Raw genomic sequence first — 12,192 nt, 5'->3', positions numbered from 1 at the left:
CCTCGGTCTTGGTGGCGAGGATCTTGTTCCGCGCCTCCTTCTTTTTGCGCATCTTTTCAGCGTGATAGGCATCCCGCTCGGCCTCGGTCATGAGGTCGGTTTTTTTGGGGGCGCGTTCGGTCATGCGAGATGCTCCGCGTGTTCGATGATGATACGTGCTGCTTCTGCAGGCGGTAGGTCGGTAGTGTCGAGGTCTAGCCGGTTGGGATGGATGATCCGCAGCAGTTCGCTCGTGTGCCGCTTCTCAGCAGCACTAGCGACGTCAGTGTGTTTGATCCGTTCGACGCGGTCAGCCGACGGAATGCGTGCAGCGTGAGCGGCATCTGACGCTCGCAAAAGGACTGGGATAAAGGTGCTTTGGCGTCGAGCAGCCAGATCCGCGATTCTGCCGTAGGCGGCGTGGTCCCGCGGATTGCCCTCAATCAGGCAGTTGGTCAGCACGAAGCTTGCCGAAGGCGGCGTCAACTCCTCAATCGCCGCCAGAGCCTGGCTGCGGATGACGCCGATCATGTCCCAAACGCGCTCGGGAAGGGGTGTCTTGCCGTCGGCACGAATCAGCGAAAAGACGACGTTGTTGGCTAGATGATTGTCGAACAACCTTGCATCGCTGGCGGCGCAAATGGCCTTGGCGACTGTGAGCTTGCCGACGCCGTAGTGACCAATCAGATAGATGATCGTGTTGTTCATTGTTCCCCCTCCAGCCAAGCGTAGGCGGAGTTGGAGCGGGGCGTCCAGAAGCCGCGGTCGCGGGCGTCGCGGAACTTGGCGAGGAGTTCGTCCCAGCCATAGCGGTTGTTCTGCTGGATGAAGTCGCGGGTCGCCTCGTCCTCGACGAAGGCTTCGAAGGCGAGGTCGAAATGGTGGGTCTTCACCGCCCCGGTGGTGGCGGCGAAGGCGAACATGTAATCGACCGTGGCGATGATCTCGAAGGCGCCCTTGTAGCCGTGGCGCTTCACCCCGTCGATCCATTTGGGATTGACGACGCGGCTGCGCATGACGCGGGAAATCTCTTCGTCCAGCGTGCGCGCGACGGGCCGCTCGGGGCGCGAATGATCATTGTGATAGGTCGCCGGCGCTTGCCCGCTCAGCGTTTCCGCAGTGACCGCGAGGCCACCCTCGAACTGGTAATAATCGTCGGAATCGAGCAGGTCGTGCTCGCGATTGTCCTGGTTGTGCACCACCGCCTCGATATCTGAGAGGCGGGCGGCGAAGCGGTCGCGGTCGGGTGTGCCGCTGGCGTGTGCGCCATAGGCGTATTGGCCCCAGTTGAGGAAGGCCTCGGCGAGGTCGGACTTCTTCGCCCAATGCCCGTCGTCCATCAGCCCCTGCAGCCCCGCGCCATAGGCACCGGGCTTCGAGCCGAAGACGCGGTGCCCGGCGCGCAGCGCGGCTTCGGCCTCGTCCGCCCCTGCCTGCATCAGGCCCAGCGCATCGGTGCGCATGCGGGCGGCGATCGGGTTCATCTCCTCGGGTTCATCGAGCGCCCCGATGGCGCGGATCGCTTTGTCGAACAGCGCGATCTGAGCCGGAAAGGCGTCGCGGAAAAAGCCGGAGATTCGCAGCGTGACATCGACACGCGGCCGCCCGAGCTTCGCCAGCGGGATGATCTCATAACCCGTTATCCGCAGCGAACCGGGATCCCAGCTCGGCCGGGCGCCGAGGAAGGCCAGGGCCTGGGCGATGTCGTCGCCGCCGGTGCGCATGTTTGCCGTACCCCAGACCGAGAGCGCCAGCGACCGCAGCGGCGCACCATGATCCTGGAAGTGGCGCACCAGCAGGTTTTCGGCCGACTTCTGGCCGAGTTCCCAGGCGGTGGGTGTCGGAATGGCGCGGTTGTCGACGGAGTAGAAATTGCGCCCGGTCGGCAGCACGTCGAGCCGGCCGCGGCTCGGAGCGCCCGATGGCCCGGGCGCGATGAACTTGCCGTCCAGCCCATCGAGCAGGGCCTGCAGTTCCGCCGGACCCGAGGCCGCGAGGCGAGGTTTGATAACCCGTTCTATCGTATCGAGCACGGCCGTGCTGGCGGGCCCGGGCGGCGGGTTGGTGCCATCAACGAGTTCGGCGGCGAGGGCTTCGAGCTGTTCGACGAGTTGGCCGATGGTGCGTATCCCCTCCGCTTTCCCTGGCGATGGGCCCCTATAGGGCTTGCCAAGGTCCGCTGTCAGAGGATCGACGCCGAGTTTCAGGTCGTCGGCGAGGGCGCGAATGATCGAGGCGTCGCCGGCCGCGTCGCCGCGGGGGACGCGGGCCAGCGCGATGGCGAGGTCGCGTTCGAGGCGTCCGTTTGGCGACTGGCCAAAGATGTGGAGCCCGTCGCGGATCTGGGCTTCCTTCAGATCGCAGAGGAAGGTGTCAATGCGGGTCAGATTCTCGGTGTCGTCGGCACCGAGCCCGATATCGCGATCGAGCCGCGCATCGCGGGCGAAGTCGAGGATGCGCTTCCTGAGCCCCGCAAGGCGGCGGCGGTCCATGCCGGAGGCGGCATAGTACTCGTCGAGCAGCGCTTCGAGGTCCTTGAGCGGGCCATAGGTTTCGGCGCGCGTCAGCGGCGGCACAAGATGGTCGATGATCACCGCGCCGGTGCGGCGCTTGGCCTGCGTGCCCTCGCCGGGGTCGTTGACGATGAAGGGATAGAGCTGCGGCAGCTCGGCCCAGAGCGCGGCGGGATAGCTCGTTATATCCAGCGCTGTCGCCTTGCCGGGCAGCCATTCGAGATTGCCGTGCTTGCCATTGTGGATCATGACGTGGGCGGCGAACGCGTGACGGAGCCAAAGATAAGCCGCGAGATAGCCATGCGGCGGCACGAGATCGGGATCGTGATAGCTTGCGGTCTCGTCGAGGTGATAGCCGCGCGCCGGCTGCAGAAGCACGGCGACATTGCCGAAACGGATGGCCGGCAGGTGGAAGCTGTCGCCGCGGCAGAAGGGATCGGTTTCGGCCGCGCCCCAGCGCGCGGTGACCTCATCGCGCAGTTTTTTCGGCAAGGCCCCGAACAGCTCGTGATAACGCGCTATGGGAAAGGCGATGCCCTCACCCCGCTCCGGATGCGCATTGGTCGGCCCCGCCTGCAGCATCTCGATGAGCGCGTTGCCTGAGATCGTCTTATCCCCAGGGGCAAGGCCGTCGAGGGCATAGCCAGCGCCCGCCAATGTCTCGAGAATCTCGACGGTCGATTGCGGGGCGTCGTAGCCGACGCCGTTGGCGAGGCGGCCGTCGCGAATGGGGTAGTTGGCGAGGACGATGGCGACGCGGCGCTCGGCGCGGGATGTGGCGCGCAGCCGCGCCCAGTTTTCAGCGAGGGTGACGGCGCGGGCGATGCCCTCGGCATCGGGCGCATAGGCCGAGAGCGGGCATTGGGTGCGGGCATGCCAGACCGCGTCCTGCTTGTGGCCGACGAGGATCATGCCGTGCCGGCCGTCCATTTCGGGCAGCACGATCTGCATCGCCAGATCCTTCGCGGTGAGGCCCTGGATATCATCGCGCCACTGCGCCTCGGGGCGCCCGCCCTGGATGAGCTGGATCACCGGAGCGTCGGTATCGGCGAAGGGATTGCGCGTGGGATCGAGCCCGTCGAGGCCGATGGCGAAACCGGTGAGATTGAGGATGGCCGCCGGCGGATGCGCGGCGAAGGCGGCGCGCACGAAGGCGACGCAGTCGGCCTGCTTGAGCGAGGAGACGACCAGTGGCACGGGGGTGAGCCCCCTGCCCTCGAGTTCGGCAACCAGCGCTTCGAGCGTTGCGGTGCCGGCGCCTTCGAGCGCGGCGCGGTAAAAGAGGATCGGGATCCTGGCGCCGGCCCCATCCGGCCCCGCATCGGCAATGCCGGTCTTCGGGTGCCAATGGCCGAAGCGGGGGAAGGGTTTAGGCTCTGGGTCTGCCAGGGGCGGCGCGGCGCCGTCTCCGGCCATCTGCCGAAATGCCGTCAGCAGCGCTTCGGCGTTCTGCGGCCCACCAGCGACGAACAGGGCGTGCAGCCGGTCCCACGCAGCCGGATCGACGGTGGAGCGCTCGCGCAGGATGGGGTCGGGGGTCGCGTCGCCGGGCAGGAAGGCGACAGGCACGCCCTGTGCCGCGAGGCCGGTCAGTTCATCGACGCCATAGGGCCAGTAGGCGGCCCCGCCGAGCAGACGGACGACCACCAGCCTGGCGTGCCGCACCGTCCGGTCGAGCCACATGTCGACCGACAGGTTGTGGCCGAGCCGCAGCAGGTTGGCGAGGCGCAGGTCGTCATAGACGGCGCGATCGGCGGCGGCAGCGAGCATCATCAGCTCGCTGTCCGCGGCGGAGGCAAAGACGATCGCACCCGGGGTCTGCCCCAGATCGATCGCCTCGCCCTCCTGCTGCAGGGCGCCGGCCTGGGCGGCGAGAAGGTGCATCAGAGTCCAGACCCCGCTGGCGGGTCGGACGGCTCGGTAACGGGGTCCAGCGGCCAGAAGGTTACGAGCGCTGTAGAGGCGAGTGCCGCCAAGCCACCCGCCACCGCGGACATGACTATCAGCCAGAGCGAGTCGGCGATATCCAGGCGCCCGGTCGTCACCAGCACCACGATCGGCATGACGACGAGCGTGACACCACCGCCAATGACAGCCGCGAAAGGCAGCTTCACCCGCCGCGACGACACGCTACGCACCATCAGCGCGAGGGCAAGTCCGACGAGTGCTGCCGGCACCAGGCCGAACGTGTAACTCACCCAGACGAACACTGGCAGGCCACCGAGGATACCAAATGCAGCAAAGGAATCCTCGCCCGACATCACGGCAAATGCCGCAAGAATCAGCACGAAACTCACACCCGCGAAGAACGGCCCCAACGCCAATGTCACCAGAAACAGCGCCAGGCTGCGGCTGCTGGGTGCCCGTTCGCCGTTCGTTTCGGTCATCTCACGCCGCCGCGGCGACGGCACCTTCGAGGCTGGCGGTGATCGCCGCACGATCGAGCGGGCTCTCGCCGATGACGACGAGGCTGGTGGCGCGGGTCTCGCCCTCGCCCCAGGGCCGGTCGAAATAGGCCGTGACACGCGGCCCGACGGCCTGGATGGCGAGACGGGCCGCGCTGCCCGGCAGGGCGGCGAAGCCCTTCAAACGCAGCACGTCATGCTCACGGATCGTCTGCTCGATGGATTTGAGCAGCTGGTCGCGGTTGTGCACGCCGTCGAGCGTCAGTGTGAAGCTGTCGAAATCGTCGTGCTCATGCGGTTTGCCATTGTGCTCGAGCTCATGATGGCTGTCGCGACCCTCGAGATTGTCCTCCGTGGCGAGACCGAGGCCGAGCAGCGCCGCGACATCGACATGGGCGTTGTGGGCGCGGACGATGCCGGTGCCGGGGCGCATTTCGGCGCGCAGGTGCGTCTCGATGGTGTCGAGCGCGGCCTCCGAAACCAGATCGGCCTTGTTGAGGACGATCATGTCGGCGGCGACCAACTGGTCCTCGAACAGCTCGCCCAGCGGGGTCTCGTGATCGAGCATATCGTCGGCGGAGCGCAGTGCGTCGACCGCGGCTTCGTCATTGGCGAAGCGGCCTTCCGCGAGCGCGGCCGCATCGGCGACGGTGATGACGCCGTCGATGGTCACTTCCGACTTGATCTCGGGCCAGTTGAAGGCGCGGATCAAGGGCTGCGGCAGGGCAAGGCCGGAAGTTTCGATGACGATGTGATCGGGCCGCTCGTCGCGCTCCAGCAACGCCTGCATGGTGGGGATGAACTCGTCGGCCACGGTGCAGCAGATGCAGCCATTGGCGAGTTCGACCATGTCCTCTTCGCGACAGGTCTCGTCGCCGCAACCGGCGAGGATGTCCTTGTCGATGCCGAGTTCGCCGAACTCGTTGATGATCAGCGCGATGCGCTTGCCTTGGGCGTGGGCCAACAGGTGCCGCACGAGGGTGGTCTTGCCGGATCCGAGGAAGCCGGTGATGACGGTGACGGGAATCTTGCTCATCGGACGAGCTCCTTCACGAAAAGGGAGGCGCGCCCGGACGTTCCGGGCGCGCAGAGGTCAGCGACAGCAGATCGCGATCAGGCGAAGAGGCGCGGCGTGACGAGGCCGGTCTTGCCCAGGCCGCGCATGGTCTTGGCGCCGGCGAGCACGGCCAGATCGATCAGCGGCTCGGCCAGAACGACCAGCATATAGGCGCCGCCGAAGCTGGCGACCGACGCCATGTTCTCCGCGCCGAAGCCCTGACCGTAAAGCGCCCAGAAGGCGACCCACAGCACGACGCCGCCCTGATAGGTGGCCGACAGTTTCAGCGCCTGCACGTAGGAGATGTCGACATAGGCGGTGTCGCGCGGAATGATCCGGTCGGCGACCAGCTTGATGGCGAACAGCGGCACCAGCAGGGTGGTTATGTTGGCGGCATATTGCGGCAGGTCGAAGTGTGCAAAGAACAGGCCCTGCGCCAGGAGGCCGAGGATCAGGCCGATGGCGGCGGGAACCGCGCCGAAGATCAGCAGCAGGGTGGTGCCGAGGATCAGATGCACCTCGCTGACGCCCACCGGGTAGTGCGGCAGCACCTCGAAAAAGGCGAAGACGGCGGCCGTGGTCATGGCCGAGCGGGCGACGAGCGACAGGGCGCCGCGCTCCTTGATGGCGTCGAGCGCAAACTTGACGGTGGTGGCACCGGCGGTCGTGGCGGCAGCATAGGCGAGGAGCATTTTTTCGGGCGAGATGAGGCCGGGTTCGATGTGCATGAAATTGGGTCCTGTCACAGGTGTCAGAGAAAAAGCGTGATGGGCCGGCCGGCGCAGTTGGCGACGGGCAGCACGGGCGCTTCATGGCCCGCAAAGCGGACTCAGCCTGATGGTCTGGTCATGCACACCTCCGCCTGTCCCACCGACAGTTGAGCATTGAACGGGATGTTGGCAGGTCTCCTGGCTCACGATGTCTTTGGCGGAATGGTCCCCTTCCCGGTTGCCCAGTGGGTGTGTGACCAATCCTCATCGTTCACAGTTGCGGGGGCAGCCACGGATTAGGTCCCTGATGGGTACGCCTCACCGTGTTCCCTTTTGATCCCCTCGCCCTTTCGGACTCGGGGAACCAACACGGTTCAATCCATCGCATGGGGTGGCGGCGAGGGCAAGGGCGGGAATGGATGTCGCGGAAACGACAGCGCCCGCCGACCCATTCGCGGGGTCGGCGGGCGCGTGGATGGCCACCTATGGGACGGCCAGATCAGGTCGCCGCTGAGCCTAGTGTTCCGGCATCGCGACTTTCAGCGTCACGATCTCGAAGGGGGCGAAACGCAAGCGCACGCCGCCGTCTTTGATGTCGAGAGCTTTCGGCTCGCGCTCGAGCAGATTGACCCGTTCGACACCGTGCGTTCCCGGCGGCAAGACCACCTTCACCTCTGCATTGCGCCCGCGGGTTTCCCACAGGCGCAGGATCATGCCGTCGCCGTTCTCCGCTTTCTTGACCGTTTCGAGCGTGACGCCCTCGCCATCGACCGTGACCAGAGGGGACTGCACGTCTGCAGCATTCCCCTGCCCCGTGCCGGCGACAAGCCGGAGCGGCAGGTTATAGACCTCGGCCTCGGCCGGAATGTCGGTGTTCTGCAGCCCGTGGTGCAGGCGCAGCGCATAGCTGAAGCGATGCTCGCCCTGGTCGGCTTCGGGCCATGGATAGGTGGGCGATTTCAGCAGCGTGAGGCGCACCGTATTGCCGCGCACATCGTAGCCGTACTTGCTGTCGTTGAAGAAGGCGACGCCGAAGTCGGGCTCCGACAGATCCATCCAGCGGTGCATCACCGTTTCGAACCGCGCCTCATCCCATGAGGTGTTGCGATGGGTCGGGCGGCGCACGTGGCCGAACTGGATTTCGGCAGTGCTCTCGCGCGTCTGGATGGCCAGCGGGAAGGCCGATTTGATCAGCGTGTCGTGCTCGTGCCAGTCGATGAAGCTGTCGATATCGACACGCGCGATGCCGGCTTCGAGCGCGATGACCTGCACGATGCGCGAGGATTCATAGCGCCACTCGAAGCGGATGGCGGCCCGGTAAGGCCCGGTTTCGACCACTTCGGCGGAAATCAGTTCGTCGATCTCCCAGATCTGATCTTCGAAGCTGTCGTCGATATCCCACGCATCATAGGCGACCGGCATGTCGCGATAGGCTTGGAGGCGGTTTGCCGGCTCACCATCGCGCAACAGTTCACGCCCAAGCTGCTTGTCGAGAACCGAGACGAGCTGACCCTTGGCGTTGAAGCGCAGGCTGAGACGGTCGTTTTCCAGCGATTGCTCGGTGACGCGCAGGTCGGCACTGCCCGACGCCGGATCGGCGGGGGCGATGGCGAGTGGGGTCAGAGCCGTCGGGGCAATGGCGCGCAGCGGCACGGCCTCGGCCTGGGTGCCGTCGGCGTGGTGGACGGTCTGCGTCGCGAGCGCCGCGCCATCGATGCTTATCGACTGCGGGGACTCGGCGGAAATCTCCATCAGGCCATCCCGCGGACGACCGAGGATGTTGAAGACCCCCGTCTCCCCCGCCGGGAGCAGCGTGCCGCCGAGCTTCGCCCGCAGCGCGTCGGCGCGCGCGAAGAACTCGGCATAGTCGCGGTCGCTGTCGATGAAGACGCCTTCGATCGAGGAGCCGGGGAGGATATCGTGGAACTGGTTGAGCAGCACGATGCGCCACAGGGCGTGCAGCTCTTCCGCAGGATAGGCGAGACCGGCCCGCAGCTCGGCGGCGACGGCAAGCGCTTCGAGCTCGCGCAGCAATTGCTCGGAATAGCGATTGCTGCGCTTGTTCTTGGCGACCGACGTGAGTGTGCCGCGATGATATTCCAGATAAAGTTCGCCGACCCAGGTGGGGTAATCGGCAGGCCGGTCGGCCATGCGCTGCAGCAGCCGGTCGAAGAAGGGGCGCATCGGCTCGTGGCGAATGGCCGGGCAGCCGGGGATGCCCTTTTCCATGCGGCGGATGTTTTCCAGCATTTCGCGGGTCGGACCGCCGCCGCCATCGCCATGGCCGTAGACGAGGAAGAGTTCCTTATTGAGATCCTGCTGGCCGTGCCGGCGCCAGGTGCCCATGACATCGGTGGGCTTGAGATCGGGGCAGTAGGTCGTGCCGATGCCCTGTGAGGTGTAGGCCTGGGTCGTCAGGAAATAGGCGGCCACCGTGCTGCCATCGATGCCTTCCCAGTGGAAGGTCTCGTTGGGCATGCGGTTGGTGTCGTTCCAGCTCAGCTTGTGGGTGACGAAGACATCGACGCCGGACAGCTTCATCAGCTGCGGCAGGGCGGCGGAATAGCCGAAGGTGTCGGGCAGCCAGAAGATCCGCGGCGTGACCGAAAAGGTCTCTTCGTGGTAGCGCACGCCATGCAGGATGTGGCGGACGAAGGACTCGCCGCTGGTGATATTGGCGTCGGGCTCGAGCCAGAGCGCGCCTTCGATCTCGAAGCGGCCGGCCTGCACCTGATCCTGAAGGCGTGAGAAGATTTCGGGGTAATCCTCGGACAGCCAGTCGAGCAGCACGCCCTGATTGTACATGAACCGGTAGTCCGGATACTCGTCCATCAGCGCCAGCGCCGTCGCCATGGAGCGCGCCATTTTCTGCCGCGTTTCGCGAATGCGCCACAGCCAGGCGACGTCGATATGGGTATGGCCGGTGACGGTGATCACCGGTTTGTCCTCGAAGTCGGCAGCAGCATAGATGGCGTCGCCAATCTCTTCTGCACGGTGCAGCGAGGCGACAAAGCGCTCGGCATCGCCGGGGCGATAGTCGACCTGCTTCAACGCGTCGTTGACGTGGTTGAGGATAAAGTGCCGGCGCGGATCGTCCTCTTGCAGCAGGCGGGCGACGTCCAGCGGCACGCTGAGATCGTAGAACAGCTTTTCGACCAGCGGATCGTGCCGCATCAGCGACAGCTTAATGCCGTGCTGACGGCGATCCTCGATCGTTCCCGCCTCGATCAGGATATCGAAGCGATCACCGGGCTTGCCGTTCGCCGTCAGCAGCACTTCGCGGTGATTGCCATCTGCGCCCTGGACGATCTTGCCATTGATGCGCACCAGACATTGCGGATCGGTGCGGCCGTGGGTGGTACCAAACTGCGTATCGATGGCGAGAAACAGCCGCTCTCCGGCGGCGTCTTCCGGCAGCACCAGGGTTGTCGCAAACCAGAAGAACGCTTCGGTCTCGCCCCAGACGAGTTCCGGCTCGACGGCCTGCCATAGCGACGGGTCCTCGCCGAGAATCTCCTTGCGCTGCTCCTGCCCGCCACGCCGGAAGCGCAGGGGCAGATCGAGATCGAGGCGGGTGAAAATTCTCTCGCGCAGGCGCGACAGCAGATGGTCCAGTTTTTCAATACGCATGATCAATCCGATTTTTCGAGCCCATTCATAGCGAGCCAAATACTATGTGCGTGGCGAGCCGCGCCTTTGCTGTCTGCAAGGATCGCGCAGCCGGATGCGGCTGGGCGGTCTGAACGCGGGCCGCCCCATCTGCTGCGGTCTCAGGCACTGTCGCGCGCAACGAGCCACTCGACGTTGGGGTCAGAGACGAAACGCCATTTGCGCAGCGGGCCGGCCATGACGTTGAGATAGTACATCTCGAAGCCATAAGGCGCGCCGCAGGGATGGTGGCCGCGGGGCACGAGGACGACGTCATGATTGGCGACGGCCATGGTCTCGTCGAGGCCGCCGTCGTCGGTATAGACGCGCTGGACGCCGAAGCCCTTGGCCGGGTTCAGCCGGTGATAATAACTCTCTTCGAGATAGGTGATGCGCGGGAAGTCGTCCTCGTCGTGGCGGTGCGAGGGATAGGACGACCAGTTGCCCGATGGCGTGAACACCTCGGTCACCAGCAGGCTGTCGCAGAAGTCTTCGCCTTCCATCGCGATGTTGTTGATGTAGCGGGTGTTCTGATCCTTGCCGCGCGGCGTGAGCGTGATGCCATCGGGGCCGATGCGGCGCGCTTCGTGGCCGCCCTTGCCGGGCGCCGAGCAGACCGCGATGGTGCACTCGGTGGTGGCTTCGGCGCGCCAGTCAGCGCCGTTGGGCACATAAAGGCTGTGCGGCGGGGTCTTTTCGAAGACGTCCATACGGTCGCCGAGCTCGCCCCAGTCGGTGCCGGCGGCGGTGAACTTCGCCTTGCCCTCGACCATGACGATGATGACCTCGCGGTCGCCAGTCGCCTCGGCGATGGTCTCGCCGGGCCGCAGGCGATGCAGCGCAAAGCCGACGTAGCGCCAGCCTGCGCCTTCGGGCGTGATGTCATGAACCTTGCCGTGGTTTCCGAACGGCTTGCGCAACAAGTCTGGCATTGGTGTCTCCTCCTGCGGTGGCTCTAGACGAGCCCGACCTCGGCAGCGATCTGCTTGAGAGTGGCAAGGCCCAGCCCCTGATACTCGAGCGGGTTGTAGACGAGGCTGTCCTGCTCGGCCTCGATGACGAGCCAGCCGTCGTAGCCATGCTCGGCAGCAATCTTCAGGACGGGCGCGAACTCCACGCAGCCGGCATCATCGCCCGGCACGGTGAAGGCACCGCGGCGGACCCCCTCGAGGAAGGACAGGTCCCGCTCGCGCACCTGGCGCATGATGTCGGGCCGGATGTTCTTGCAATGGATATGCGTCACGCGATCCATGTAGCGGCTGGCGAGGGCAGCGGGATCGGCCCCACCGAAATAGGCGTGGCCGGTGTCCAGCAGCAGACGGGTGTGCGGCCCGGCCATCTGCATGAAGCGATCGATATCGGCTTCGGATTCGATGATGGTGCCCATGTGATGGTGGTAGCCCATCGGCACGCCCTGCTCTGCAGCATAGGCCGAGAGCTCCTCGTAGCCGGCGGAAAAGCGCTGCCATTCCGCGTCGGTCATGATGGGCCGGTTGTTGACCGGGGTACCGTCGCTGCCGTGCACGGTGTTGGAGCATTCGCAGGCGTTGATGTGGCTGCCGCCGGCGGCTTTCACCATATCTATGAAGACCTGGAGGTGACGCTTTTCGGTTGCGATGTCGTTGGTGAGAATGTTGGTCGAGTGCCAGCCGGCGGCAAAGCGCAGGCCGTATTCGCCGAGCCGGGCCTTCAGTGCCACGCCGTCATTGGGCATCTTGTGGCCCTTCTCGATGCCGTCGAAGCCGATGGTGCGGCAATCGCTCAGGCAGTCATCCAGCGTGAGATGAGCGCCGATGGCGTGATCGTCGTCATTCGACCAGGCGATGGGGTTGGTGCCGAATAAGATCATTCACAGGACCTCCCGTCCCGAATGTGTGGGG

The 12,192-nt window shown here is 65.4% G+C and carries 8 protein-coding genes and 1 riboswitch; all 8 genes read right to left on the bottom strand.

What is annotated here, in order from left to right:
• Positions 1-120 precede the first annotated feature (120 nt).
• Entirely contained in the window at positions 121-687 is a 567-nt protein-coding gene (locus ACN0TK_RS17405) for a hypothetical protein (protein ID WP_417310810.1), read from the bottom strand.
• Positions 684-4,376, bottom strand: coding sequence for a cobaltochelatase subunit CobN (gene cobN, locus ACN0TK_RS17400; RefSeq protein ID WP_417310809.1), 3,693 nt, complete (start codon positions 4,374-4,376; stop codon positions 684-686). The genes ACN0TK_RS17405 and cobN overlap by 4 nt, the downstream gene beginning before the upstream one ends.
• On the bottom strand, positions 4,376-4,879 hold the full coding sequence (locus ACN0TK_RS17395) for a hypothetical protein (RefSeq protein WP_417310808.1): 504 nt from the start codon (positions 4,877-4,879) through the stop codon (positions 4,376-4,378). Before ACN0TK_RS17395 ends, cobN begins: the two co-directional genes overlap by 1 nt.
• Position 4,880: 1 nt before the next feature.
• A complete protein-coding gene (cobW, locus tag ACN0TK_RS17390) occupies positions 4,881-5,933 on the bottom strand; it encodes a cobalamin biosynthesis protein CobW (protein WP_417310807.1) in 1,053 nt (350 codons plus the stop codon).
• A 77-nt stretch (positions 5,934-6,010) separates the two neighbouring features.
• Positions 6,011-6,682: an energy-coupling factor ABC transporter permease gene (locus ACN0TK_RS17385; RefSeq protein ID WP_417310806.1), complete on the bottom strand. Its 672-nt coding sequence runs from the start codon at positions 6,680-6,682 to the stop codon at positions 6,011-6,013.
• A 152-nt stretch (positions 6,683-6,834) separates the two neighbouring features.
• Positions 6,835-7,048: riboswitch (cobalamin riboswitch) on the bottom strand.
• A gap of 132 nt (positions 7,049-7,180) precedes the next feature.
• A complete protein-coding gene (locus tag ACN0TK_RS17380; RefSeq protein WP_417310805.1) occupies positions 7,181-10,294 on the bottom strand; it encodes an alpha-mannosidase in 3,114 nt (1,037 codons plus the stop codon).
• Between the two features lie 140 nt (positions 10,295-10,434).
• On the bottom strand, positions 10,435-11,244 hold the full coding sequence (iolB, locus tag ACN0TK_RS17375; RefSeq protein ID WP_417310804.1) for a 5-deoxy-glucuronate isomerase: 810 nt from the start codon (positions 11,242-11,244) through the stop codon (positions 10,435-10,437).
• 23 nt (positions 11,245-11,267) lie between these two features.
• Positions 11,268-12,161 (bottom strand): myo-inosose-2 dehydratase, encoded by an 894-nt coding sequence (iolE, locus tag ACN0TK_RS17370; protein ID WP_417310803.1) that lies wholly within the window; start codon positions 12,159-12,161, stop codon positions 11,268-11,270.
• Positions 12,162-12,192 lie beyond the last annotated feature (31 nt).

Origin of the sequence: Devosia sp., assembly GCF_048261455.1 — a bacterium.
In the GTDB taxonomy this organism is placed as follows: domain Bacteria; phylum Pseudomonadota; class Alphaproteobacteria; order Rhizobiales; family Devosiaceae; genus Devosia_A.
This window is presented reverse-complemented; position numbering and strand designations above follow the sequence as displayed.